We start from the raw sequence: 24,540 nt of genomic DNA, 5'->3' as shown, positions 1-24,540 counted from the left end.
CCTCCGGGCCGGTGCCCAACGGGCGGCGTCCGGCCGAGGGCGGGCCGCCCGCCGGGTACGTGCCCGGCGGCGGGAAGCCCGGGGGCACGGAGGAAGAGGCGCTGACCGGTCGGCAGCGCCTGCTGAAGGGCGTATGGCCGCCCCGGGTGACCCGGGCGCAGCTGATCGTCGCCGTGCTGCTGTTCGGGCTGGGGCTTGGCCTGGCCATCCAGGTGCGCTCGACCAACGAGAACAGCGTGCTGCGCGGGGCCCGCCAGGAGGACCTGGTGCGGATCCTGGACGAGCTGGACGCGCGTACCCAGCGGCTGCAGGACGAGAAGCGCCGCCTGGAGAATCAGCGCACCGAGCTGGAGAACAGCTCGGACCAGGCCGAGGAGGCCCGTAAGCAGACGCTCCAGAAGGAGCAGCAGCTGGGCGTGCTCGCGGGCACGGTCGGCGCGCAGGGGCCGGGGATCACGATCACCATCGACGACTCCCGGGGCTCCGTGGAGGCCGACATGCTGCTCGACACGGTGCAGGAGCTGCGCGCGGCGGGCGCCGAGGCGATCCAGATCGGCTCCGTACGGGTGGTCGCCAACTCCTACTTCTCGGACGAGGGCGGATCGGTCGCGATCGATGGACGGAAAGTGACGCAGCCGTACGTCGTGAAGGTGATCGGCAAGCCGGAGGATCTGGAGCCGGCGCTGAACATTCCGGGCGGAGTGGTGCAGAGTCTGGAGAAGGAGCAGGCCACCGTGTCCGTCCAGCGGGAGAAGAAGATCGTTGTGGACGCCTTGCGGTCAGGGAAGCGCCCTGACTACGCTCGGTCGTCATCACGGTGAGGCGGTTCGATATGAGGGTCTCTCGGCGAGACCATGTGGATGCGGGGGGTCGACGCACCAGAAGAGTCGCGCGTGATGGAAACTGTCTGGTGGTCACGGACGTTGTGAGGATGTCCGGACCGTCTGCTGGTGTGTGCATCGAGGGTTTGTCCTGCCCCACGGGCGGGTCTGTTTCAGTCAAGGGGAATCGCCCGTGAAGTTGTTCGGGAAGTTGTTCGGGAAGAGTGCACGCCAGGATGGCGGGAGCGGCACCGCCCGCCACCGCGCACGGCGTGCTGCGGACGAGAGCGGAGGGGGGAGCGAGGAGCGCCCGCTGTTCCGGGATCAGATCGGCGGCCAGGGCGGTGACATTTCGGGCGGCCAGGGCGCGTCTTCTGTTGACCCCTCGGCGGCCGGGCGCATAGGTTTCGAGGACCCATCGGCCTCGCGGAGTGGTGGAGGTCCCGGAGTGCCTGTTTGTACGAGGTGCGGGCATCGGAACGCGGAGGACAGCCGGTTCTGCTCCAACTGCGGCGCGCCGCTGCGGGGCCAGGCGCCCTCGGAGCGTGCCTCGGAGACCACCTCCACGATCTCCATCTCCGGCATCGAGGCGTATGACTCCGAGGTGACCGGGCAGACGCCGCTGCCGTCGCTCAGCCCGGAGGCCCAGGCCGCCGTGGAGGCGCTGCCGCTGGGCTCGGCGCTGCTGGTGGTCCGCCGAGGGCCGAACTCGGGCAGTCGCTTCCTGCTGGACAGCGATCTGACCACGGCCGGCCGCCACCCGCAGAGCGACATCTTCCTGGATGACGTGACGGTCTCCCGCCGCCATGTGGAGTTCCGGCGCGGCCAGGACGGCAGCTTCACGGTCTCCGATGTCGGCAGCCTCAACGGGACGTACGTCAACCGGGAGCAGATCGACGCGCCGGTGGTCCTGACCAGCGGCGACGAGGTGCAGATCGGTAAGTACCGGCTGGTCTTCTACCCGAGCCAGCGGGGCGTCGGCATCTGACCCGTCAGGGGAGGTCCGTCCATGCTTCAGACACCGTCGGGCGGTGCCGGTACCGGCACCGCCCCCGCGGGCGGTCCGGGCGGTCCGGGCAGCCGGTCAATGAGCATCGGCGCCGTGCTGAATCTGCTGCGGGACGAGTTCCCCGAGGTCACCATCTCCAAGATCCGCTTCTTGGAGGCCGAAGGGCTGGTGGAGCCGCGGCGTACGCCGTCGGGCTACCGCAAGTTCAGTCAGGAGGATGTGGAGCGGCTCGCTCTCATCCTCCGCATGCAGCGTGACCACTACCTGCCACTCAAGGTCATCCGGGAGCACCTGGAGGCCCTGGAGCGGGGTGAGCGGCCGCAGCTTCCTGCCGTTTCGCCGGGAGCGCGGCCGCGTGAGCTGCTGGAGCCGGGGGGCGGTCAGGGGGCCGTGGCGCCCCCTGAAGGCCCCACGGTGGCCCGGCTGGGCCGGGCCGAGCTGCTGGCATCCGCCGAGGTCAGCGAGGCAGAGCTGGCCGACTGGGAGTCGTACGGCCTGATCGCGCACGGCGGGGACGGCGGCTATGACGTCGAGGCGGTGACGGTCGCCCGGTTGCTCGCCGAGCTGGGCCGCTTCGGCCTCGAACCACGTCATTTGCGGATCATGAAAGCGGCCGCCGAGCGCGAGGCCGGGCTGGTCGAGCAGGTGGTCGCACCGCTGCGGCTGCACCGGAATCCGCAGACCAGAGCGCATGCGGAGGCCAGTGCGCGGGAGCTGGCGACGCTCTCCGTCCGGCTGCACGCGGCCCTGGTCCAGTCGGCGCTGCGGGCCGCCGCCCACTGACCGATCCGGCCCCGACTATCCAAACCGGCCGGGCACGTCCTAGGGTTGCTGTGTGAACGAGCTCGACGTCGTGGGTGTCCGGGTGGAAATGCCCTCCAACCAACCGATCGTGCTCCTGCGTGAAGTGGGAGGCGATCGCTACCTCCCTATCTGGATCGGACCAGGGGAGGCGACCGCGATCGCCTTCGCACAGCAGGGCATGGCTCCGGCACGCCCGCTGACCCACGACCTTTTCAAAGACGTACTCGAAGCGGTCGGCCAGACGCTCACGGAGGTCCGGATCACGGACCTGCGGGAGGGGGTCTTCTACGCCGAGCTGGTCTTCGCCAGCGGTGTCGAGGTCAGCGCGCGGCCGTCCGACGCCATAGCGCTCGCGCTGCGCACCGGGACGCCGATCTACGGCAGCGACGGCGTGCTCGACGACGCCGGTATCGCCATCCCGGACGAGCAGGAGGACGAGGTGGAGAAGTTCCGCGAGTTCCTCGACCAGATCTCGCCCGAGGACTTCGGAAGCAGCAGCCAGTGACGCGGTCTGCCGGTCCTCGCTAGCGCATTCGAGTAGCCTTTCCCGGACGAGGGACACGGGAAACCACTCTCAGGGTGATTATCACTCGGCGTGCCGAGTGTGGCGATCGTTGACGCACCCCGGGTGACTGCCTACCTTCGAGAAGGCAGGTCGAGGACGGAGGTCGGCGTGAGAAGCACCGGCGACGGCACGGCAGCCGGCGGTCCGTATGCGCTCCAGGGGGGCGCACCGGCCGATCCGGTACTGAAGGCTCGGGTCGCACCACAGCCCACGGCACCACGCGAGCCCGCCGCGGGGGGTACGGAGACGGTCGGCTACCGCGGGCCCACCGCGTGTGCGGCCGCGGGCATCACCTACCGCCAGCTGGACTACTGGGCGCGCACCGGCCTGGTGGAGCCCAGCGTGCGGCCCGCGTACGGGTCGGGCAGCCAGCGGCTGTACAACTTCCGGGACGTGGTCGTCCTCAAGATCGTGAAGCGGCTGCTGGACACCGGTGTGTCCCTGCAGAACATCCGCGCCGCCGTCCAGCACCTGCGCACCCGGGGCCTGGACGATCTGGCCCAGATGACGCTGATGAGCGACGGCGCGACGGTGTACGAGTGCACCTCGCCGGACGAGGTCGTGGACCTCCTCCAGGGCGGCCAGGGCGTTTTCGGGATCGCCGTGGGCGTGGTCTGGCGGGACGTGGAGAGCGCGCTGTCCCAGCTGCACGGCGAGCGGGTGGACACCGGCGAGACGCTGGTCGGCCACAACCCCGCCGACGAACTCGCCCGGCGCCGCAACCGGGCGGGCTGAGAGCGCTCCCACCCCGCGCCGGGCGCCGATTGTCAGTGGCGTGCGGCAGCATCGGACATGTGAGGGGTGCGCCGACGATTCTCCATCTGGACATGGATGCCTTCTACGCTTCGGCGGAGCAGGCATCCAAGCCCAGCCTGCGCGGAAAACCGGTGATCGTGGGGGGCCTCGGGCCGCGCGGGGTGGTGTCCACGGCGTCGTACGAGGCCCGGGTGTTCGGGGTGCACTCGGCCATGGCGATGGCGCAGGCCCGCAGGCTCTGTCCGAACGCGGCGTATCTGACCCCCCGCTTCTCCCTCTACCGGCAGGTCAGCGACCAGGTCATGGGGCTGCTGCGGGAGCTGTCGCCGCTGGTGGAGCCGCTGAGCCTGGACGAGGCCTTCGTGGACCTGGAGGCGGGCGGCACCGAGGCCCGGGTGGAGGCGGCGCGGGCCGTGGGGGAGCGGCTGCGGGCCGATATCCGGGCCGTGACCGGGCTGACCGGCTCGGTGGGGCTGGCGGGCTCCAAGATGCTCGCCAAGATCGCCTCCGAGCAGGCCAAGCCGGACGGTATGGCGGTCATCGAGCCCGGCACCGAGCGGGAGCTGCTGGACCCGATGCCGGTGCGCACCCTGCCGGGCGTCGGCCCGGCCACCGCGGAGGCGCTGCGCCGGGGCGGTATCCACACCGTCGCCGAGACGCGGGAGGCGGGCGAGGCGGAGCTGGTCCGGCTGCTGGGCCGGGCCCACGGCACATCGCTGTACCTGATGGCCAGCGGGCGGGACGAGCGGCCGGTGGTCGCCGAGCGGGACGCCAAGTCCATCTCGGTGGAGGACACGTTCGACGTCGACCTGACCGACCGCACCCGGGTGCAGCTGGAGGTGGCGCGGCTGGCCGACCGCTGTGTGCGGCGGCTGCGGGAGGCGGGCCGTTCGGGCCGTACGGTCGTGATCAAGGTCCGGCGGTACGACTTCTCGACGCTGACCCGTTCGGAGACCCTGCGCGGGCCCACCGACGACCCGGGCGTGGTCAAGGAGGCCGCGGCGCGGCTGATCGACGGCGTGGACACCACGGCGGGGGTGCGGCTGCTGGGGGTGGGCGTATCGGGGCTCGCGGACTACACGCAGGAGGATCTGTTCGCCCAGGCCGCGCAGGCCGCCCACGAGGCCCAGGCCGCGCAGGCCGCCCACGAGGCCCGGGCCGCGCAGGCCGCGCAGGCCGCTCACGACGCCGTGGAGGCCCTGGGGAGGCCTCCCGGCTCCGAGGCGCCGGAGCCGGAGAGCCCAGGCGTCTCAGAGCCCGCTGAGGCCGCCGAGAGGCCTCGGGCCTGGCTGCCGGGGGCCGATGTGCGGCACACCGAGTTCGGGGCGGGCTGGGTGCAGGGGAGCGGGGTGGGGCGGGTGACCATACGGTTCGAGCTGCCCTGGTCGGGGCCCGGCCGGGTGCGTACGTTCGCGGTGGACGACCCGGAGCTGGAGCCGGGCGAGCCGCTGCCGCTGGTGCGGCCCCCGGAAGCGGCGGAGGCGTCGGCCGGAGTGCCGGGTGGGCCCGGCGGGGCCAGGGCCGGGGTCAGCCGGTGACGTCCAGGCCGTAATGGTGGTACAGCTGCAGCTCCTGCTCCGGGGAGAGGTGGCGGCCGACGCCGAGGTCCGGGGCGTCCTTGATCAGCGCCCGGTCGTACGGCACCCGCAGCGCGTCGCCGACGACCTCGCTCGGTTCGAGCGGTACGAAGACGTCCCGGCTGAACAGGCCGGTGCGTACCGCCGCCCACTCGGGCTCGCCGGTCGCGTCGTCGAGGTAGACCTCGTCCACGGTGCCGATCTTGGCGCCCTCGCGGTCGAATGCCTTGCGGCCGATCAGGGTCCGCGGGTCGATGTCCGTCTGCACGCTCTCTCCCACAGGTGACGACGATCAGGTGGCGGTGATCCAGTGATACCTACCAAAAGCCACATCCCCGTACGCGGCCACTCGAGCATCCGCGAGCACCTGGCGACCAACCCCTCCCGCCCGTAGACGCGCTGGTACGCTGGCTGTGGCTGCAGACCCCGTGCGGGAGAGTCCTCCGACAATGGTGTCGGGGGCGCCGAAGGAGCAAATCCTCCCCGGAATCTCTCAGGCACACGTACCGCGCGGGTGAGGTCACTCTGGAAAGCAGGGTGGGCCACGGGGAGCACAGCTCCGGAACCCCTCCTCACCGACGGTGAAAGCCGGTCAGGCCACACGCGGACCGGTGAAGCTCTCAGGTTGAGATGACAGAGGGGGAGGCCGTCCGGGCACCCGCGCCGCGGTGCCCCTCGCCGGTCGTGCTGACCAGGAGGCCCCCGCTGATGACCACCCACCGCATCTCGCTCGCCGATCTGGAGCGCGGTACTCCATTCGAGCAGCGGCATATCGGCCCCGACGCCGGAGCGCAGGCCAAGATGCTCGCCCAGGTCGGGTTCGGTTCCCTCGACGAGCTGACCGCCGCCGCCGTACCCGAGGTCATAAAGAGCGCCGAGGCGCTGCGGCTGCCGCCCGCTCGCAGCGAGGCGGAGGTCCTCGCCGAGCTGCGCGCGCTCGCCGACCGCAACCAGGTGCTGCCGTCCATGATCGGACTCGGCTACTACGGCACCTTCACCCCGCCGGTGATCCTGCGCAACGTCATGGAGAACCCCGCCTGGTACACGGCCTACACCCCGTACCAGCCGGAGATCTCCCAGGGCCGTCTGGAGGCGCTGCTCAACTTCCAGACCGTCGTCGCCGATCTGACCGGCCTGGACACCGCCGGTTCCTCGCTGCTGGACGAGGCCACGGCCGCCGCCGAGGCCATGGCGCTGTCGCGGCGCGTCGGCAAGGTCAAGGAGGGCGTCTTCCTGGTCGACGCCGACTGTCTGCCGCAGACCGTCGCGGTCATCGAGACCCGCGCCGAGCCGACCGGCGTCGAGGTCGTGGTCGCCGACCTGACCGACGGCATCCCGGACGAGATCGCCGAGCGCGGTGTCTTCGGTGTGCTGCTCCAGTACCCGGGCGCCTCCGGCGCGGTCCGCGATCCACGTCCGGTCATCGAGCGGGCCCATGAGCTGGGTGCGATCGTCACCGTCGCCGCCGACCTGCTCGCGCTCACCCTGCTCACCTCGCCCGGTGAGCTGGGCGCGGACATCGCGGTCGGCAGCACCCAGCGGTTCGGCGTGCCCATGGGCTTCGGCGGCCCGCACGCCGGGTTCATGGCCGTACGCGCCGCCCACGCCCGCAGCCTGCCCGGCCGACTGGTCGGGGTGTCGGTGGACGCCGACGGGGACAAGGCGTACCGGCTGGCGCTGCAGACCCGTGAGCAGCACATCCGCCGCGAGAAGGCCACCAGCAACATCTGCACCGCGCAGGTCCTGCTCGCCGTGATGGCCGGAATGTACGCGGTCTACCACGGCCCGGACGGGCTCGCGGGTATCGCCCGCCGCACCCACCGCTACGCCACCGTCCTCGCCGAGGGGCTGCGGGCGGGCGGCGTCGAGGTGGCGCACGGCGCCTTCTTCGACACCCTCACCGCGCGCGTCCCCGGCAAGGCGGCCGATGTCGTCGCCGCCGCCCGGGAGGCGGGGGTCAACCTCCGGCTGACCGACGCGGACCACGTGGGCATCGCGTGCGACGAGACCACCGGCCGCGCCCAGCTGGCCGCCGTGTGGTCCGCCTTCGGTGTCGACGGCGGAGACGGAAGCGGCGCTCCCGACATCGACGAGCTGGACGGCTCGGCGGCCGACGCGCTGCCCGCGGAGCTGCTGCGCGCGGACACGTACCTGACCCACCCGGTCTTCCACCAGTACCGCTCCGAGACCGCCATGCTGCGCTACCTGCGGCGGCTGGCCGACCGGGACTACGCCCTGGACCGGGGCATGATCCCGCTCGGCTCCTGCACCATGAAGCTCAACGCGACCACCGAGATGGAGTCGGTCACCTGGCCGGAGTTCGGCGCGCTGCACCCCTTCGCGCCGGTCGAGCAGGCCCACGGCTATCTGACGCTGATCCGCGAGCTGGAGGAGCGGCTGGCCGAGGTCACCGGCTACGACAAGGTCTCCCTCCAGCCGAACGCCGGATCGCAGGGCGAGCTGGCCGGGCTGCTGGCCGTGCGGGCGTACCACCGGGCGAACGGCGAACCGCAGCGCACGGTGTGCCTGATCCCGTCCTCCGCGCACGGCACCAACGCGGCCAGCGCGGTCATGGCGGGCATGAAGGTCGTCGTCGTCAAGACCGGCGAGGACGGTGAGGTGGACGCCGCCGACCTGCGCGCCAAGATCGAGCAGTACGGCGAGCAGCTGGCCGTCCTCATGGTCACCTACCCGTCCACCCACGGGGTGTTCGAGGAGCACATCACCGAGATCTGCGCGGCCGTGCACGACGCGGGCGGCCAGGTGTACGTGGACGGCGCCAACCTCAACGCGCTGGTGGGGCTGGCCGAGCCCGGCCGGTTCGGCGGCGACGTCTCCCATCTGAACCTGCACAAGACGTTCTGCATCCCCCACGGCGGCGGCGGTCCGGGCGTCGGCCCGGTCGCGGTGCGCGCGCACCTCGCGCCGTACCTGCCCAACCACCCGCTGCAGCCCGCCGCGGGCCCGGCCACCGGGGTCGGCCCGGTGTCGGCCGCGCCGTGGGGTTCGGCGGGCATCCTGCCGATCTCCTGGGCGTACGTCCGGCTGATGGGCGCCGAGGGGCTGCGCCACGCGACGCAGGCCGCGGTGCTCGGCGCCAACTACATCGCCAAGCGGCTGGAACCGCACTACCAGGTGCTCTACACCGGGCCCGGCGGGCTGGTGGCGCACGAGTGCGTGGTGGATCTGCGGCCGCTCACCAAGGCGACCGGGGTCACGGTCGACGATGTGGCCAAGCGCCTGATCGACTACGGGTTCCACGCGCCGACGATGTCGTTCCCGGTCGCCGGGACGCTGATGATCGAGCCGACGGAGAGCGAGGACCTGGCGGAACTGGACCGGTTCTGCGAGGCGATGATCGAGATTCGCGCGGAGATCGACAAGGTCGGCTCGGGCGAGTGGACCAAGGACGACAACCCGCTGGGGAACGCGCCGCATACGGCCGCCGCGCTGAGCGGGGCGTGGGACCACGCGTACACCAGGCAAGAGGCGGTCTTCCCGGCCGGGGTCTCGGCCGCCGACAAGTACTGGCCGCCGGTGCGGCGGGTCGACGGGGCGTTCGGGGACCGGAACCTCGTCTGCTCCTGCCCGCCGATGGAGTCGTACGAGAGCTGAACACAACGATGGGGCCGGTGCGGCGGGTGCTCGCCGGGCCGGCCCCTGATAATTGCCAATCGCCGCTGAGGTGGTCAGTCCTAGGCGGCGGTCACGACGTGCTCGGTGGCGAGCGGTCGGCACGGGGCGATGACGCGCCCGTCCGGCAGCAGCTCACCGGTGTCCTCGAAGAGCAGGACACCGTTGCACAGCAGGCTCCAGCCCTGCTCCGGATGGTGCGCCACGAGATGGGCGGCCTCCCGGTCGGCGGAGTCGGCTGACGGGCACGCTGGTTGATGCTGGCACATGGCGAGGTTCTTTCGCTGCGGTGAGGTGTATGTCCTGCTGCTCGCTGCGGCGTTCATGTAGGCCGCCCCCCGTTGAGTGTCGGTTGGTTGCTCCAGTGTTGCCCCGCGGCAAGGATTCCGCAGGGATTTCGCGGCACCGGTCTCGCTAGATGATGACGCATCACCCGACCGGACGGTTGACCCCGGCGGGACTGTTACCCGCCCGTAGCGCGGCGCCCCGTGGCCCGTCGGGCCACGGGGCGCGCCATCCGTCATGGAAGGGGCAGGTCAGGCAGGGGAACCCAGCAGCGGGGCCGGGGTCAGCCGATGGGTGAGGACGGGCAGCAGATCGGCCGCGGGGTGCGGGTGGTGGGCCGCGATGCCCGGCGGCGCCGGGGCCAGCGGCACCAGCAGGTCCCCGGCCTCGATACCGCCCTCGGCGGCGTCCGCGGCGGGGTCGCCGTGCAGCCACAGCGCCACCATGTACAGCTCGGGGATCGACAGGAACCGTGGCTGGTACGCGGCGGGCAGTGACTCGGCCTGGCGCAGGGCGAGTTCGGCCGAGGCCACGTAAGGACCCTCGGAGAAGTGCGAGAAGGCCCAGCCGTCGGCGGTGAGCCTGGCCTCGGCGGCGGCCACCGTGCGGTCGTCGTCCCGGAGCATGAAGCGCCAGCCGGTGAGTCTGACCCGCGGCGGGCCGACGGGGGTGGTGATGCCGTCCAGAACGTGGACGGGGAGCGGGAGTTCGGGTTCGAAGGGGCCGGACAGGGAGCTGAGTGCCGGGGTACGGACCTCACGGACAGCGGTGGGGGAACCAAGGGCCGTGAGGACGCTGCGCAGGGCGGGCGCGGGGGCCGGGGGCACGAGCAGCGGCATGGTGGGTCGCCTCTCACTTCGGAGACACGGTGGAGCGATAGCGGGCCAGAGTATGGACGCGCGCTGTCGGTGTACGTAGCTCGGTACGCGGGTCAGAGGGGGCCGGGACGAGATGTCCGGGCGTTATCTCTCTGCCTCGTAAAGCGAGTTTATACGACACATGTTCCGGCCGTGTTTCGGCTAGCTGTCCCCGATATTGCCCACAAGGTGATTTCCGGTCCGCGTGGGCGCGGGGATTTCCCCCGATTCGGTGCCGGATGCACGGATATGACCTGGCGGTTTACGTCCGCCGCGGTAGGCTGGATCCCACCGCTCCATTTTCCTGGGGCAATGCGCCACTGTTGAGAGCCTACCGGCTGGGCGGGGTACGCGGGGCGTTATCGATCACATTGGCGGGCATCATCGAGCGTGGTGTGCGCGGTGCGGGCGCCGGATGATCCACTCAAGGAGGTAGCTCCGATGGGGGAGAAGGTCGTAGCCGGTGAGTTCGATCCGTCGGGTCGGCAGCGGCAGCGCGGACGGTTGCGGGAGGGCCTCGACGCGCTGTCCCGGCTCCTGGCCGACAAGCGATTCGACCGCCCGAAGAATCTCATGGGGCTGGAGATCGAGCTGAATCTCGCAGGCGCCGACGGGCTGCCGAGGATGATGAACACAGAGGTTCTGGAGCGCATCGCGAGTCACGATTTCCAGACCGAACTCGGACAGTGCAATCTTGAAGTGAACATCGTGCCGCATCGTTTGCACGGGCGGGTTCTCGACCAGCTCTCGGAAGAGCTGCGAACGGGACTGTCATATGCCGACCGCAAGGCGCGCGAGGTGTCCTCCGAGATCGTGATGATCGGAATTCTGCCGACCCTGGCCGCCCGGGATCTCGGTTCGGCCAACCTGTCCTACGACGACCGCTACAAACTTCTCAACGAACAGATGCTGGCCGCCCGAGGCGAGGATTTCCTCATCGATATCGAGGGCCGGGAGCGCATCAGCTACGCCAGCGCCACCATCGCCCCCGAGGCCGCCTGCACCTCCGTGCAACTGCACCTCCAGGTCACCCCCGGACGCTTCGCCGCCGTGTGGAACGCGGCGCAGGCCGTGGCCGCCGTGCAGATCGCCATCGGCGCCAACTCCCCCTTCGTCTTCGGCCGTGAGGTCTGGCGCGAGTCCCGACCGCCGCTGTTCCTGCAGGCCACCGACGTACGCGCACCGGAATACGCGACGCAGGGGGTGCGGCCGCGCACCTGGTTCGGTGAGCGCTGGATCACCGACGCGTACCAGCTCTTCGAGGAGAACCTGCGCTACTTCCCGCCGCTGCTGTCCACCGGCGCCGACGAGGAGCCGCTGCGGATCCTGGACGAGGGCGGCGTGCCCGACCTCCAGGAGCTGGTGCTGCACAACGGCACGATCTACCGCTGGAACCGGCCCGTCTACCAAGTCGTGGACGGCGTTCCGCATTTGCGGGTGGAGAACCGGGTGCTGCCCGCGGGCCCCACCGTCACCGATGTCATCGCCAACGCCGCCTTCTACTACGGGCTGGTCAGAGCGCTCGCCGAGGAGCCCCGCCCGGTGTGGACCCGGCTGCCGTTCAGCGCCGCCGCGGCCAACTTCGACGCCGCGTGCCGCCATGGCATCGACACCGTTCTGCAATGGCCGAAGCCCGGCCGTTCCTCGTCCCTGGCGCGCACCCCCGCCGTCCGGCTGGTGCTCGACGAGCTGCTGCCGCTGGCCGCCGCCGGGCTGGACGCCTGGGGCGTCGAGCCCGCCGACCGCGACCGCTACCTCGGGGTGATCGAGCAGCGCTGCGCCCTGCGGGTCAACGGCGCGTCCTGGCAGGCCGCGACGTACCACCGGGCGCGGGACACCGGGCTGGGGCGGGACGCCGCGCTCGCCGCGATGACCCGCCGCTACTGCGCCCTGATGCGGACCGACGCGCCCGTCCATACCTGGCCCGCCGACCTGTCGGCGTGACCTCGGATCAGTTCGCGCCCGCCTCTCCGGCGGCGACGATCGCCTTGAGCATGGCCGTGTTGATCTGCGCGGGGTCGTTGACCCGCTGCGCCGATCCGCCGGTCGCGCGGGCGATCTCCTGGCAGGCGGCCTGGTCGGCGTCCGGGCCGACCGCGATGGCGATGAGGGGCACCGGGCGGTCCGGGTCGACCAGCCGCTTCAGCTCCTTCACCAGGGCGGCGCGCGAGATGCTGCCCGGATCCTGGTTGGCGCCGTCGGTGAGGATCACCACCGCGTTGAACTTGCCCGGTACGAAGGTGTCCTGGGCCTGCCGGTAGGCGGCGAGCGTGGTGTCGTACAGCCCGGTCGAGCCCTCGGGGAGCGGCTTCAGCGTGTCGAAGGCGGCGGTCAGCGCGTCGCGCTGGCCGGTTCCGTCCGGGGTTCGCGCGCCGAGGCGGCGGGCCGGGACCAGCTCCCGGTAGTCCCGGTCGTCGTCCAGCCCGGTCGAGAACTCCCACAGCCCGATCTCGTCCTGGGAGTTGAACCGGGTCAGGGCTTGGCGCAGCGACGCCTTGGTGACGTCCATCCGGCTCTGCCCGGCCCGCCCCGGCACCGGGTCGCTCATCGAGGCCGAGGCGTCGACGACCGTGTTCAGCCGGGCGCTCTGCACGGTGATCGTCCACATCCCCAGGGCCGCCTCCACCTCCCGGGCGGACGGCCCGGGGGCGGGCGTCACCGCGTACGGCTGCGGAGTGCGGCCGCCCGCGGCCCGCGCCACCGGCTCGCTGACCTTGCCGTCCGCCGTCCGGAAGCCGTCTTTCCGCAGGGTCCGGCGGCCGTTCGGGTCGGTGAGCAGCGTCATGAAGCGGGTGGCGGCCCGCGCCCGTACGGTGGTCAGCTCGCGGTCGTTCAGCACCGTGTACGGGTAGTCCAGCTCGGCCGTGCCGTCCTTCGGATAGAACAGGTCGAGGCGGGACGCGTCACCTGCCGCCGCGTTGTGCGCGAAAGCGGCCTGCTCGGACAGGACCACCGCCTGGTCGCGCCGGGGCAGCGTCTTCAGCAGGTCGGCGTCGGTCGTGGCGGCCCGCTGGGACAGCAGTTTGGCGTTGGCCGCGGCTCGCGTATCGGTCGCGGCCTTCCCGTCGCCCGCGCCCGCCTTCGCGATGGACCCGTTGATCCGGGCGAGGGCGAGCAGCCCGGTGGCGCTGCGCGCCGGATCGGCCGTGCCCAGCCGCGGGCTGCCGCCGCCGCTTCCCGCCTCGGCCAGCTGCGCCCAGTCGTACGTCTTCTCCGGCCAGCCCAGCCGCCCGGAGACCGTGGCCGTGGTGGCGACCGTGACCGGAGAGGAGGCGATCCCGCCGAGCGTGTCCAGGGGCGCGGCGCTGACCGGGGAGGTGGTCGCGCGCTCGACCCAGACGCTGGAGTCCGGCACCCACACCTGGAACCCCGGAGTGCGGTCCGCCCTGCCGAGCGCGTTCGCCACCTCGTACGCCGGGCGGCTGGTGACCTTCACGTCCAGACAGCGGCCATCGGACCGGATGCCCGCCTTCCGGGCGCGGTCGGCCACGGCGCGCAATCCCGGGGCGATGTCCGGGGACGCGGCCACGGAGAGCCGTACCGCATCGCTCCGGCAGGACTCGGCGGACGGCAGCAGCCCGCCGCGTAAGACCACTACGGCACCGGTCGCGACGGCGAGCACCAGCGCTGTGGAGATCGCCATGGTCCGGCGTCGGGAGGACGCGCCGGGTCTGGACCCCGTATTGTCCGGTGCGGAGTGATCGATGCGCTCGCTGTGGTCCGTGTGACCGGTGTGGTCGGCGCGGTCCATGGCATCGAATATGCCGGAGTAGTCGGGATCGTCGGATTCTTCTGGCTGGCTGTGGCGTCCCATGCGATCTGTCTCTCCTGGAAGATGACGCCGGCGGGAGGGACGGCGCGCCTGCGGATGGCGCCCGGCCCAGCCTGCTCGTGCGCGATCTCGGATGTGTTTTCGCGACCTTAGCGGGGCGGGCGCGCCGATGCGGTATGAAGAGCGGAAGTGGGAGGCAGGAGTGGAGTCAGGGGCGCGTGGGGCGGAGCTGCCCGCGATCGAGGGTGACCTGCCGCGACGGATTCTGCGCAACGAGACGCTGCTCGTGCTGGCGCTGTCGCTCGGTGCCAGCGCCCTGTCCGCGCTGATCAGCTTTATCGGTTCGGTGACCAAGCCCGGCGGGCTCAAGGACCAGGCGGCCACCCTCAACGCCTCCCAGGCGCCCGGCCGTCCATGGCTGGATCTCGCCTGGCAGCTGTTCGGGATCGCGACCGCGCTGGTGCCGGTCGCGCTGGTGGCGCATCTGCTGCTGCGGGAGGGCGCCGGGCTGCGGGCGATCGGCTTCGACCGCACCCGGCCCCGCTCCGACCTGGCGTGGGGCGCCGTGGTGGCGGCGGGCATCGGCGGCACCGGGCTGTTGCTCTACCTGGGCGCGCGGGCGGCGGGCGGCAATCTGACGGTCGTGCCCGAGTCGCTGCCCGACGTGTGGTGGAAGCTGCCCGTGCTCATCATCTCCGCCGTGCAGAACTCCGTACTGGAGGAGGTGATCGTGGTCGGTTATCTGCTGCGCAGGCTCGGGCAGTTGGGCTGGACCCCGATGGCCGCGCTGCTGGCCAGCTCGGTGCTGCGCGGTTCGTACCACCTGTACCAGGGGATCGGCGGCTTCTTCGGCAACCTGGCGATGGGCGTCATCTTCGTCCTGCTCTACCGCAGGTGGGGGCGGGTCGGGCCGCTGATCGCCGCGCATGCGCTGATCGACATCGTGGCGTTCGTCGGCTACGCCCTGCTGGCGGGCAAGGTGGGCTGGCTGCCCACCGCCTGAGTCGCCGCCCTCCTCGCGGGCGGTTTCAGACCAGCAGCTCGCCGTCGATGACGGTGACGGCCCGGCCGGTCAGCAGCGTACGGTCGCCGCGCAGCGCGGTGCGGACCAGCCCGGTGCGGGCGGAGGCCTGGAGTCCGGTCAGCTCGTCGCGGCCGAGCCGGGCGGACCAGTAGGGCGCGAGCGCCGTGTGCGCGCTGCCGGTCACCGGGTCCTCGTCGATGCCGACGCCGGGCGCGAAGACGCGCGAGACGAAGTCATAGCCGCGGGCCGGGTCCTCGGGGAGCGCGGTCGCGATGACGGCCCGCTTGACGAGCCGCCCGAGCGCCGCGAGGTCGGGGGTGAGGGACCGTACGGCCTGCTCGTCGGCCAGCTCCACCAGCAGATCGCCCACCTGCGGGCCGGTGTCCCGGGCGGAGCGGACCGTGGCGCCGAGCGCGCCGGTCACCTCGTCCGCGACCGGGACCTCGGTCAGCGGGGCGGTCGGGAAATCCAGGGTGATCGTGCCGTCGGCGTCGCCGGTCGCGGACAGCACCCCGCTGAGCGTGGCGAACCGTACGGTGCCGGTCGCGGCGCCCGTCGTACGCAGCACATGAGCGGTGGCGAGCGTGGCGTGCCCGCACATGGCGACCTCGGTGGCCGGGGTGAACCAGCGCAGCGCCCAGTCGGCCCCGGCCCCCTCGGGGAGCGGGTGGGCGAAGGCGGTCTCGGAGAGGTTGACCTCGGCGGCGACGTCCTGGAGCCAGGCGTCGCCCGGGAAGGCGCCGCCGTCCAGGAGGACGACTCCCGCCGGGTTACCGGCGAAGGGGCGGTCGGTGAAGGCGTCGACGATTCGCATGCGCATGGCCCCGACCGTAGGCCGCGGTCGGGGCATTGTCATCCGATCGGTTCCGATATATCGTTGAGCCATCGTGATGGATCGACGATGGAAGGAGCGTCACGATGAGGTATTTCCGTGGGCAGGAACACCGCGGAGCCGGTCGGCGCGACCGGGGTGGTGAGTTCGAGGAGCGGCGTGCGGCCTTCGGGCCGTTCGGGCCTGGCCCGGGCGGCTTCGGCGGCTTCGGCGGACCCCCCTTCGGGGGGCCTCCGTTCGGCGGCCGGGGGCGTGGCGGCGGCGGACGGCGTGGCCGGGCGCGGCGCGGCGATGTGCGCGCCTCGATCCTCGCGCTGCTGAAGGACCGTCCCATGCACGGCTACGAGATGATCCAGGAGATCGCCGAGCGCAGCGGGGGAGCGTGGAAGCCGAGCCCCGGTTCGGTCTATCCGACGCTGCAGCTCCTCGAGGACGAGGGGATGATCAGCAGCGAGAGCGACGGCGGCAAGAAGCTGTACGCGCTCACCGAGGCCGGGAGCACCGAGGCCGAGGCGGGGCCGCAGGCGCCGTGGGAAGAGGCCGGGCGCGGCATCGACTGGGAGGCCATGCAGGAGGTCCGGCAGGCCGGATTCGGTCTGATGGAGGCGTTCGCGCAGGTCTGGAAGACGGGCAGCCCGGAGCAGCAGCAGAAGGCGCTGTCGGTCATCAACGACTCGCGCAAGCGGCTGTATCTGATCCTCGCCGAGCAGGAGGACGAGGCCGACGAGGGCTGAGTGAGGGGGGAGCGGGGTGGCGGGGCTACGCGACCAGCGCGGCGAGCTTGCGCAGTGACTCGTTCAGCGCCGTGGTCGCCGAGTCCTTGAGCTTTCCGGCCATCAGGGACACCGCCGCACCCGTGAAGTCGCCGTCGATACGGACCGTCGTCGCGTCCCCGTCCGGCGTCAGCGCGTAGCGCATGCCGAGGTTCACGCCCATCGGGCCCTTGCCCCGGGTGGCGAGCACCCGTCCGGGCTCGTACTCCTCGACGGTCCAGGTCACTTCGGCCGGGAAGCCCATCAGCCGCATGTTCTCCTGGTAGGTCGCGGCGGCCTCGAGCGAGGCGGGGGCGCCCTGGGGGAATCCGGTGTGGGTGACGTTCCAGTCGCCGTACGAGGAGAAGTCCGTGAGCTGCGCCCACACCGCCCCGGCCGGTGCCTCGATGCGGGTCTGCGCGCTGACCTCGGCCATGGAGCGTCCGTCCCTTCCGGGGGTCCGGCGGCGGGTGTCCGGCGCGCCGTCTACTGGACCGGGCGCCGGGAGCGTGGCGTGTCGCGCACCGTAGCCGCGCGGCCCGGAACATTCAATACTGACGAACTGTCAGCTCGCGGTTCCCGTCCTTCCCGGCCGGAGCGCCGCCGCAGCCTCGGCAGGCGGCGCGCCCGGGGCGGGTGCTCCAGCAGCCGGTCGACGTGTTCCCGCCGCAGCCCGTGCGCGGGGTCGACCGGCAGCAGCAGCCGGTCGCGGCGCAGTCTGGACCGGGACACCAGCCGCTCCGGCATCACGTCATCGACCCAGGCGAACGGGCGGCCCGCGGCGTACCGCAGGATCGGCGCCCACTTGCGGCCCGCGAAGAGGTCGAGGATCGGCAGCTTCGGATCGTCCGGCCGCGGCCGGTAGCCGGTGAACTCCACGACCGGGAGCCGGGGCAGTTCGAGGAGTGGCGCGATATGGCGGTTGGCCTCGTGCTCCCAGGTCGTGGCCCAGACAAGTTCGTAGGAGGCGGACAGCTCGCGCAGCCAGTCGGCGTGGGTGGCGGAGAGCAGCACGGTGAAGTCGAGTATGTCGTAGGCGGTGAACCCGTCGGTCGGCAGGACCGGGTTGAGGACACCGTCGATGTCCAGGAAGAGCAGCGGCCGGGCGGTCATCGGACTCCTTGGCGGCACTGTGTGGCGGAAAGACGCGGTTGTGAGTGGGGGACGGCTCCCGGGGTGGCGGCGGTTGCGTGCCACGGGGGTTTCGAGGGGATTCGGAGTCCGGAAGAAGGCCGGGTTCTCTCCTCCCCGAGGATGATTTCCGGTCATCGGGGCCCAACTACGGTGGGATACGCACATGCTTCCCGCCGAGGATGCTTTGGCCTCAAGGGACTGATGGGGTGAGAGCGTGCGAAGTCCTACCCTTTCCGCCTCCGCCGGTCCGGCCGGTGCCGGGTTCGAGAACCGGCTGAGCGAGCGGCTGACCGCCGTGGTCACGGGGGCCCGTCGGCGCGCCGTACGCGACGCGGACCAGCAGCTCGACACGGCCCATCTGCTGCACACCCTGGTGGAGAACGACCCGCGGGTGTGGGGCGCGTTCGCCGGTGGCCCGCCCCAAGTGGCGCGGCTGCTCGGCTACTTGGTGCAGCGCACCATCGGCTACGGACTCCGGTGGAGCGGCACGGTCGAGACGTCCGCGAACGGCGCCGGGGACGGGCTGCCCGGCTGGTCCCCGGCGGCCGCGTCCGCGATGGCGGCGGCGGTCCGGCGCGCCGCGGCGCGCGGCGCGTTACTCGCCGAGGGCCCCGACCTCCTCGCCGCGCTGACCTACGACCGGGAGTGCCGGGCCGCGGAGGTGCTGCGGCGGGCCGGGGTGGATGTGGATCTGCTGGTCACGGCGCTGGACGGGGAAAGGTGTCAGCTACCAACGGGGTGACGGTCCTGACATCGGGCTGACATGATGGCCCGATGCACAGCACGCGAGGCCAGCACCATGATCAGGGCAGGGGCGTCGGTCTGGGGCTCGCCCTGGTCTCGGCGCTCGCGTTCGGCGGCTCGGGCGTCGCCGCCAAACCGCTGATCGAGGCGGGGCTCGAACCGCTGCAGGTCACCTGGTTGCGGGTGGCGGGCGCGGCCCTCGTCATGCTGCCCCTGGTCTGGCGCCACCGGCGGCTGCCGCTGCGGCGCCCCGGACTGCTCCTGGGGTTCGGCCTGCTGGCCGTGGCGGGCGTCCAGGCCTTCTACTTCGCCGCGCTCTCCAGCATCCCGGTCGGGGTCGCGCTGCTCGTCGAGTACCTCGCGCCCGCGCTGGTGCTGGGCTGGGTCCGGTTCGTCCAGCGGCGGCCGGTGAGCCGGTCGGCGGCGGTCGGCGTCGTGCTCGCCATGGGCGGGCTCGCGTGCGTGGTGGAGGTGTGGTCCGGGCTGAGCTTCGACGCGCTGGGGCTGCTGCTAGCGCTCGGCGCCGCGTGCTGCCAGGTCGGCTACTTCGTCCTGTCCGACCACGGCAGCCAGGGGCAGGACGCGGCCGATCCGCTCGGCGTCATCGCCTACGGGCTGCTGATCGGCGCCGCGACGATGACGGTGATCGCCCGGCCGTGGGAGACCCACTGGCCGGTGCTCACCGGGCAGGCGGACCTCGCGGGCACGCGGGTCCCCGCGGTGCTGCTGCTGTGCTGGATCGTGCTGGTCGCCACGGTGGTCGCGTATCTGACCGGGGTGCTGTCGGTGCGCCGACTGTCGCCGCAGGTGGCCGGGGTGGTGGCCTGCCTGGAGGCGGTCGTCGCGACGGTGCTGGCCTGGGTGCTGCTGGACGAACACCTGGGCGCGGTCCAGGTCGTCGGCGGTGTGCTCGTCCTGGGCGGGGCGCTGATCGCGCAGACGTCGGCGCCGAAGGCGGCGGGGGCGGAGCCGGTGGCGGCGGGGTCGCCGCCCGCCGAGCCCGCGCCCGCCGCGGCCGAGCGGGGGCGGCGCCGGGCGACGGCGGACGAACCCCCGGAGGACCGCCCCGGGGATCCGGCCTCGTAGCCCGCCGCCCGCCGGGGTGGGCCATGTACCGGGTCAGCTCAGCGACGTGACATACCCGGGTACGGGCGTGTCGGGCGCCAGGCCGGCCGCGGGGACCGGCGCGCCGTACGTCCGGGCGACCGGGACCACGCCGGTCCAGTACGGGAGCGCCATGTCCTCCGGCTCGTCGTTGGGGCCGCCGGTGCGCATCTTGGCGGAGACCTCGTCGAGGTCGAGGCGGAGTACGGCGGTGGCGGCCAGCTCCTTCGCGTTCGCGGGGCGGGAGTCGGCGGCCCGGCCCGGCACCGCATGGTCCACCAGCGCGTCGAGCGCGGCCGCGCGCTCGGCCTCGTCCCGCACCTGGTGGGCGGTGCCGTGCACCACCACCGAGCGGTAGTTGAGCGAGTGGTGGAACGCCGAGCGGGCGAGCACCAGGCCGTCCAGGTGGGTGACCGTCAGGCACACCGGCAGCCCCGGGTCCTCGGCGCCCGCCATCCGCAGGGGGCGCGAGCCGGTCGAGCCGTGGACGTAGAGGCGGCTCCCGGAGCGGGCGTAGAGGGTCGGCAGGACGACCGGGGCGCCGTCGCGTATGAAGCCCAGATGGCAGATGTACCCCTCGTCGAGGATCGCGTGCACCACGTCCTTGTCGTACGAGGCGCGCTGCCGGGCGCGGGTCGGGATGGTGCGGTCGGTCGCGGGGTAGACGGTGTCGCCCGGCTCGGTGGTCTCGTCCGGTTCGGTGGTCGCACTCATTTGCGCACTCCCATTGCACTAGTGCATACTGTGTTTTGTGCTAGGAGAATATCCGATCGAGGGGCGCGGTGCGGCGGAGATCGCGGCCAGTGTGGAGCGGGCGGTCGGCGCCGGGGCCCTGTCGCCGGGTCAATCCCTGCCGCCGCAGCGGGAGTTGGCCACGCGGCTGGGCGTCAATCCGAACACCGTCGCGGCCGCCTATCGCGTGCTGCGTGAGCGCGGAGTGGTCGAGACGGCGGGCCGCCGGGGGACCCGGGTGCGGGCGCGCCCCGCGAGCACGCCCCGTGAATGGCTCCGGGTCGAGGCCCCGGGCGCGCGCGATCTCGCGACCGGCAACCCCGACCCCGCCCTGCTGCCGCCGCTCGGTCCGGCCCTCGCGGAGGCCGCCGCGCGCGCCGCCGGGCGCCCCACGCTGTACGGCGCGCCGGGCGTCGCCCCCGGCATCGGCGAGTCGGCGCGGGCCGCCTTCGACGCGGACGGCGTGCCGGACGGGCCCGTCGCCGTCACCTCCGGCGCGCTCGACGCCATCGAGCGCGTCCTCGCCGCGCATCTGCGGCCCGGTGACGCGGTCGCCGTCGAGGACCCCGGCTGGGGCAGCCTGCTCGACCTCGTCCCGGCGCTCGGGCTGCGCACCGTATCCGTCGGGCTCGACGACGACGGGCCGCTGCCGGAGGAGGTGGAGCGGGCGCTGCGCCAGGGGGCGCGGGCGCTCGTCGTCACCGACCGGGCGCAGAACCCGACGGGCGCGGCGGTGAGCGCGGCGCGCGCCCGTGAGTTGCGCGCCGTCCTCGCCGGTCACCCCGGTGTGCTGCTCATCGAGGACGATCACGGCCACGGCATCGTGGACCTGCCCCTGCGTCCGCTCGCGGGGACCACGGACCACTGGGCCCTGGTCCGCTCCACCGCCAAGGCGTACGGCCCCGATCTGCGCCTCGCGGTGCTCACCGGCGACTCCGTCACCCTGGACCGCCTGCGCGGTCGGCAGCGGCTCGGCCCCGGCTGGGTCAGCCATCTGCTGCAGGACACCGTGACGCGGCTGTGGCGCACCGGCGCGGTGGACGCGGCGGCCGTCGCGGCGTCGTACGACGCGCGCCGCGACGCCCTGGTGGGGGCCCTGCGGGAGCGGGGCCTCGCCGCGCACGGGCGCAGCGGGATGAACGCCTGGGTCCCGGTGCCCGACGAGACGGGTGCGGTGGCCCGCCTCCTGTCCGCGGGCTGGGCCGTCGCCCCGGGTGCCCGGTTCCGGGTGGCATCGGGCCCGGGCCTGCGGGTGACGGTCTCTCCGCTGCGCCTCGACGAGGTGCCGGGGGTCGCCGACGCGGTGGCCTCGGCGGTGGCGAGGGGCCCGGCCCCGGCGGGCCGGGTGGACTGAGGCCTGCCCCGGCGGGGATACGCTTGTGGATTACAACCTCTTAGAACAATCGGTAATGTATGCGTTGCATCGCGTAGCATCGCTTACATGAATCTGGATCGCCTGCGCACCCTGTACGCCGTGGCCCGGCACGGCTCCGTGAGCGGTGCGGCCGAAGGACTGCACGTCACGACCTCGGCCGTCTCCCAGCAGCTGTCGAAGCTGGAGCGGGAGACCGGGCAGCAGCTGCTCGCCAAGAACGGCCGCGGGGTGCGGCTCACCGATGCCGGGCGGCTGCTCTCCGACCACGCGGCGCGGATCCTGTCCCAGGTGGAGCTGGCCCAGTCGGACCTGGAAGCGCAGCGCGGACACGCGGTCGGCGAGCTGCTGCTGGGCGCCTTCCCGACCGCCGTCCGCGGTCTCTTCCCCGCCGCGCTGGAGCGGATGCGGGCCGAACATCCGGAGCTGCGCGCCCGGTTGCAGGAGATGGAGCCGGACGAGTCGGTGCCCGCGGTGGTGCGCGGCGACATCGACCTGGCGGTCGTCCTCGACTGGTACAACAAGCCGCTGCCGGTGCCGGACGGGCTGGTCAAGGCGGCGCTGCTGGACGACCTGGTGGACGTGGCGATGCCCGCGGACCACCCCTTCGCCGACCGCTGCGCTGTCGAGCCGGAGGACTTCGTCGACGACGAGTGGATCTCCTGGCCCGAGGGCGGCTTCTGCTACGACTGGCTGATGGTGACCCTGCGCGGCAAGGGCATCGAGCCGCACATCCGGCACACCGCGCGGGAGCACCAGACCCAGCTCGCGCTGATCGCCACCGGGCTCGGGATCGGCGTCATCCCCCGGCTCGGCCGTGGCCCGGTGCCCGAGGGGGTGCGGATGGTGCCGGTGAGCCCGCCCTCGATGCGCCGGCACGTCTACGCGATCTGGCGCGCCGACGCCGACCGCAGGCCCTCCATCCGCGCGGCGGTGGAGGTGCTGCGGTCGGTGGGGGAGAAGATCGTCGACTGAACGACAAAGGCCGCGCTCAGCCCTGGGGCAGCTTGCGGAAGTCCCAGGAGCTGACCGTGTCCGGGGTCAGCCGCAGCCACGCGTGGCGCCCGTCGTGCGGCATGGCGTCCAGGCCGAAGTACTTCGCCGCGAACATCCGCTCCGGCGCGTCGAGTTCGGGACACGGCGCGCCCGAGCGCGGGGCCTCGCCGACGAAGACGGCCTCGCCGCTCAGCTCGACGCCGCGCAGCTCACCGTAGTCGTGCCCGTCGTCGACGATCACCGAGAGCCGGGGATCGCTGCGCAGCTCGGCCCAGCGGCGGCTGCGGGTCAGGGAGTACAGCCACAGGGCCGTGCCGTCCCAGCCGAACCACAGCGCGCTGATATGCGGCCGCCCGTCCGCGGACACGGTCGCGACCCGGCAGGTGCGCTGTTCGGTGAGGAAGGCGTCCAGCTCGGCCGCGGTCATCATGATGCGGCGTCCCCGCCGCTGGGTGACGGTCATCCGCACAGAATCGCGACTCTTCCCTCCATAGGCAATGGCCGTTACGCTCCCGGCTTCCGGCGCGTCCGGTGTGCGAAGCCCGGCGCGAGAAGCCCAGCGCGAGTAGCCAGGAGGCCGCCGTGCCGCTGTCCGCACTGCTCCGGCCCGAGGGCTGCGCCCTGCTCACCGTGGAGTGCCAGCGCGGCGTGGTGGGTCCGGACGGCGCGCTGCCCGAACTCGCCGCCGAGGCCCGGGAGTCCGGCGCGCTCGGGCGTGTCGCCCGGCTGGTGTCGGCCGCCCACGACACGCGCGTACAGGTGCTGCACGCGGTGGCCGAGCGACGCGCCGACGGGCGCGGCGCGAACCGTAACGCGCGGCTGTTCCGGGCCGCCGAGCGGCTGCCGGTGCGGCAGCTCGTCGGGAGCGACGCGGTACGGATCGCCGAACCGGTTCCGGTCGGCCCGGAGGATCTGGTGGTGCGGCGGCTGCACGGCCTGTCGCCGCTCGCCGGGACCGGTGTGGACGCGCTGCTGCGCAATCTGGGCTGCCGGACCCTGGTCATCGTCGGCGTGTCGGCCAATGTGGCGATACCGAACGCCGTCTTCGACGCGGTCAACCTCGGCTATACGGCCGTGGTGCCCGAGGACGCCATCGCCGGGGTGCCCGCCTCGTACACCCCGGCGATGGTCCGCCACACCCTCGCCCTCGTCGCGACCGTCACCTCGACCGAGGACGTCCTCGCCTGCTGGCAGGCGGTCAGACCATCTTGATCGAGGTGCCCTCCACCGTGATCTTGGCGCCGGGCAGCGCCTTCGTGGCCGGTCCGCCCTTCGGGCTGCCGTCGCTGATGTCGAACTTGCTCTGGTGGCACGGGCAGTTGATGGTGCCGTCCGACACGTCGCCGACCGAGCACCCCTGGTGGGTGCAGATCGAGGAGAACGCCTTGAACTGCCCCGCGGAGGGCTGGGTCACGACGACCTTGTGATTCTTGAAGACCATGCCGCCGCCCTCCGGTATCTGGGAGGTCTTGGCCAGCTCCATCCCGCCCCCGCCCGCCGACGCGTCGCCTCCCGCGCCCGACTCCCCGGCCCCGGCCGACTCCTGTGCGGAACCGGCGCTCTGCGAGTCGCCCGACCCGCCGTCATCCTTACCGCAAGCCGTGAGTGCGACGGCCAGCCCGGCCGCTCCGGCAGCGGAGACGACGGCGCGACGGGTGGTGCCCCATCCGGTGGTTTCCGGCTGCGTCATGGTGGTGCCTCCTGATCCAGGGACGTTTCGATTCCATACGCGGCCCGGCGCTCACATGTTCAACCGCCGGGCGTCTTGTTG

25 protein-coding genes and 1 riboswitch are annotated in these 24,540 nt (G+C 72.3%); of the genes, 15 read left to right on the top strand and 10 right to left on the bottom strand.

What is annotated here, in order from left to right; genetic code table 11:
- Window positions 1-11: 11 nt before the first annotated feature.
- The 6 genes from ACFV9T_RS08525 to ACFV9T_RS08500 all read left to right on the top strand — a co-directional run bounded on the left by ACFV9T_RS08525 (window position 12) and on the right by ACFV9T_RS08500 (window position 5,493).
- Window positions 12-821, top strand: a complete 810-nt coding sequence (locus ACFV9T_RS08525; RefSeq protein ID WP_385437629.1) for a DUF881 domain-containing protein — start codon at window positions 12-14, stop codon at window positions 819-821.
- Window positions 822-954: 133 nt separating this feature from the next.
- Complete coding sequence (locus ACFV9T_RS08520; protein ID WP_385437627.1) at window positions 955-1,809, top strand: FHA domain-containing protein; 855 nt, start codon at window positions 955-957, stop codon at window positions 1,807-1,809.
- Window positions 1,810-1,830: 21 nt separating this feature from the next.
- On the top strand, window positions 1,831-2,613 hold the full coding sequence (locus tag ACFV9T_RS08515; protein ID WP_385437626.1) for a MerR family transcriptional regulator: 783 nt from the start codon (window positions 1,831-1,833) through the stop codon (window positions 2,611-2,613).
- A gap of 52 nt (window positions 2,614-2,665) precedes the next feature.
- Window positions 2,666-3,139, top strand: coding sequence for a bifunctional nuclease family protein (locus ACFV9T_RS08510; RefSeq protein ID WP_009713203.1), 474 nt, complete (start codon window positions 2,666-2,668; stop codon window positions 3,137-3,139).
- Between the two features lie 168 nt (window positions 3,140-3,307).
- Entirely contained in the window at window positions 3,308-3,934 is a 627-nt protein-coding gene (locus ACFV9T_RS08505) for a MerR family transcriptional regulator (RefSeq protein WP_385437625.1), read from the top strand.
- 59 nt (window positions 3,935-3,993) lie between these two features.
- Window positions 3,994-5,493 (top strand): DNA polymerase IV, encoded by a 1,500-nt coding sequence (locus ACFV9T_RS08500; RefSeq protein ID WP_385437624.1) that lies wholly within the window; start codon window positions 3,994-3,996, stop codon window positions 5,491-5,493.
- Here the strand turns inward: ACFV9T_RS08500 and ACFV9T_RS08495 are convergent.
- The gene (locus ACFV9T_RS08495; protein ID WP_039936641.1) at window positions 5,483-5,800 is read right to left on the bottom strand and encodes a PRC-barrel domain-containing protein; all 318 of its coding nucleotides are present in this window, start codon (window positions 5,798-5,800) and stop codon (window positions 5,483-5,485) included. The two genes, ACFV9T_RS08500 and ACFV9T_RS08495, sit on opposite strands and share 11 nt — an antisense overlap.
- Window positions 5,801-5,953: 153 nt before the next feature.
- Window positions 5,954-6,051, top strand: a riboswitch (glycine riboswitch).
- A gap of 189 nt (window positions 6,052-6,240) precedes the next feature.
- On the opposite strand from ACFV9T_RS08495, the gene gcvP reads away from it, so the two are divergent.
- Window positions 6,241-9,147 carry an aminomethyl-transferring glycine dehydrogenase gene (gene gcvP, locus ACFV9T_RS08490; protein ID WP_385437622.1) on the top strand — a complete coding sequence of 969 codons (2,907 nt, stop codon included), beginning with the start codon at window positions 6,241-6,243 and terminating at the stop codon, window positions 9,145-9,147.
- Between the two features lie 80 nt (window positions 9,148-9,227).
- On the opposite strand, the gene ACFV9T_RS08485 is transcribed toward gcvP, so the two are convergent.
- Together ACFV9T_RS08485 and ACFV9T_RS08480 are read right to left on the bottom strand one after the other, a co-directional pair.
- A complete protein-coding gene (locus tag ACFV9T_RS08485; protein WP_385437646.1) occupies window positions 9,228-9,434 on the bottom strand; it encodes a DUF5999 family protein in 207 nt (68 codons plus the stop codon).
- A 267-nt stretch (window positions 9,435-9,701) separates the two neighbouring features.
- On the bottom strand, window positions 9,702-10,289 hold the full coding sequence (locus ACFV9T_RS08480) for a hypothetical protein (RefSeq protein WP_385437621.1): 588 nt from the start codon (window positions 10,287-10,289) through the stop codon (window positions 9,702-9,704).
- A gap of 459 nt (window positions 10,290-10,748) precedes the next feature.
- On the opposite strand from ACFV9T_RS08480, the gene ACFV9T_RS08475 reads away from it, so the two are divergent.
- Window positions 10,749-12,251, top strand: a complete 1,503-nt coding sequence (locus ACFV9T_RS08475) for a glutamate--cysteine ligase (RefSeq protein ID WP_385437620.1) — start codon at window positions 10,749-10,751, stop codon at window positions 12,249-12,251.
- Window positions 12,252-12,258: 7 nt separating this feature from the next.
- On the opposite strand, the gene ACFV9T_RS08470 is transcribed toward ACFV9T_RS08475, so the two are convergent.
- Window positions 12,259-14,058 carry a substrate-binding and VWA domain-containing protein gene (locus tag ACFV9T_RS08470; protein WP_385437645.1) on the bottom strand — a complete coding sequence of 600 codons (1,800 nt, stop codon included), beginning with the start codon at window positions 14,056-14,058 and terminating at the stop codon, window positions 12,259-12,261.
- Between the two features lie 190 nt (window positions 14,059-14,248).
- On the opposite strand from ACFV9T_RS08470, the gene ACFV9T_RS08465 reads away from it, so the two are divergent.
- Window positions 14,249-15,082, top strand: a complete 834-nt coding sequence (locus ACFV9T_RS08465) for a CPBP family intramembrane glutamic endopeptidase (RefSeq protein ID WP_385437618.1) — start codon at window positions 14,249-14,251, stop codon at window positions 15,080-15,082.
- 25 nt (window positions 15,083-15,107) lie between these two features.
- On the opposite strand, the gene ACFV9T_RS08460 is transcribed toward ACFV9T_RS08465, so the two are convergent.
- Window positions 15,108-15,923 (bottom strand): PhzF family phenazine biosynthesis protein, encoded by an 816-nt coding sequence (locus ACFV9T_RS08460; RefSeq protein WP_385437616.1) that lies wholly within the window; start codon window positions 15,921-15,923, stop codon window positions 15,108-15,110.
- Between the two features lie 98 nt (window positions 15,924-16,021).
- Between ACFV9T_RS08460 and ACFV9T_RS08455 the strand changes: the two genes are divergently transcribed.
- Window positions 16,022-16,669 (top strand): PadR family transcriptional regulator, encoded by a 648-nt coding sequence (locus ACFV9T_RS08455; RefSeq protein ID WP_385437614.1) that lies wholly within the window; start codon window positions 16,022-16,024, stop codon window positions 16,667-16,669.
- Window positions 16,670-16,694: 25 nt separating this feature from the next.
- On the opposite strand, the gene ACFV9T_RS08450 is transcribed toward ACFV9T_RS08455, so the two are convergent.
- Both ACFV9T_RS08450 and ACFV9T_RS08445 read right to left on the bottom strand, forming a co-directional pair.
- A complete protein-coding gene (locus tag ACFV9T_RS08450) occupies window positions 16,695-17,123 on the bottom strand; it encodes an SRPBCC family protein (protein ID WP_385437612.1) in 429 nt (142 codons plus the stop codon).
- Between the two features lie 50 nt (window positions 17,124-17,173).
- Window positions 17,174-17,800: an HAD domain-containing protein gene (locus ACFV9T_RS08445; protein WP_385437610.1), complete on the bottom strand. Its 627-nt coding sequence runs from the start codon at window positions 17,798-17,800 to the stop codon at window positions 17,174-17,176.
- A 235-nt stretch (window positions 17,801-18,035) separates the two neighbouring features.
- On the opposite strand from ACFV9T_RS08445, the gene ACFV9T_RS08440 reads away from it, so the two are divergent.
- The gene (locus ACFV9T_RS08440) at window positions 18,036-18,563 is read left to right on the top strand and encodes a Clp protease N-terminal domain-containing protein (protein ID WP_385437608.1); all 528 of its coding nucleotides are present in this window, start codon (window positions 18,036-18,038) and stop codon (window positions 18,561-18,563) included.
- Between the two features lie 32 nt (window positions 18,564-18,595).
- On the top strand, window positions 18,596-19,651 hold the full coding sequence (locus ACFV9T_RS08435; RefSeq protein WP_385437606.1) for a DMT family transporter: 1,056 nt from the start codon (window positions 18,596-18,598) through the stop codon (window positions 19,649-19,651).
- A gap of 33 nt (window positions 19,652-19,684) precedes the next feature.
- Here the strand turns inward: ACFV9T_RS08435 and ACFV9T_RS08430 are convergent, their stop codons facing one another.
- A complete protein-coding gene (locus tag ACFV9T_RS08430) occupies window positions 19,685-20,383 on the bottom strand; it encodes a pyridoxamine 5'-phosphate oxidase family protein (protein ID WP_385437604.1) in 699 nt (232 codons plus the stop codon).
- A 37-nt stretch (window positions 20,384-20,420) separates the two neighbouring features.
- On the opposite strand from ACFV9T_RS08430, the gene ACFV9T_RS08425 reads away from it, so the two are divergent.
- Together ACFV9T_RS08425 and ACFV9T_RS08420 are read left to right on the top strand one after the other, a co-directional pair.
- On the top strand, window positions 20,421-21,755 hold the full coding sequence (locus tag ACFV9T_RS08425; RefSeq protein WP_385437602.1) for an aminotransferase class I/II-fold pyridoxal phosphate-dependent enzyme: 1,335 nt from the start codon (window positions 20,421-20,423) through the stop codon (window positions 21,753-21,755).
- A gap of 87 nt (window positions 21,756-21,842) precedes the next feature.
- Entirely contained in the window at window positions 21,843-22,748 is a 906-nt protein-coding gene (locus ACFV9T_RS08420; protein WP_385437600.1) for a LysR substrate-binding domain-containing protein, read from the top strand.
- 16 nt (window positions 22,749-22,764) lie between these two features.
- Here the strand turns inward: ACFV9T_RS08420 and ACFV9T_RS08415 are convergent, their stop codons facing one another.
- Complete coding sequence (locus ACFV9T_RS08415) at window positions 22,765-23,232, bottom strand: pyridoxamine 5'-phosphate oxidase family protein (protein ID WP_385437598.1); 468 nt, start codon at window positions 23,230-23,232, stop codon at window positions 22,765-22,767.
- A gap of 119 nt (window positions 23,233-23,351) precedes the next feature.
- Between ACFV9T_RS08415 and ACFV9T_RS08410 the strand changes: the two genes are divergently transcribed.
- Window positions 23,352-23,981: a cysteine hydrolase family protein gene (locus tag ACFV9T_RS08410; RefSeq protein ID WP_385437596.1), complete on the top strand. Its 630-nt coding sequence runs from the start codon at window positions 23,352-23,354 to the stop codon at window positions 23,979-23,981.
- Here the strand turns inward: ACFV9T_RS08410 and ACFV9T_RS08405 are convergent.
- Window positions 23,968-24,459 carry a Rieske (2Fe-2S) protein gene (locus ACFV9T_RS08405; protein ID WP_385437594.1) on the bottom strand — a complete coding sequence of 164 codons (492 nt, stop codon included), beginning with the start codon at window positions 24,457-24,459 and terminating at the stop codon, window positions 23,968-23,970. The genes ACFV9T_RS08410 and ACFV9T_RS08405 overlap by 14 nt on opposite strands.
- Window positions 24,460-24,540: the final 81 nt, after the last annotated feature.

The sequence above is a fragment of the Streptomyces sp. NPDC059850 genome, assembly GCF_042731515.1.
Taxonomy (GTDB): domain Bacteria; phylum Actinomycetota; class Actinomycetes; order Streptomycetales; family Streptomycetaceae; genus Streptomyces.
This window is presented reverse-complemented; position numbering and strand designations above follow the sequence as displayed.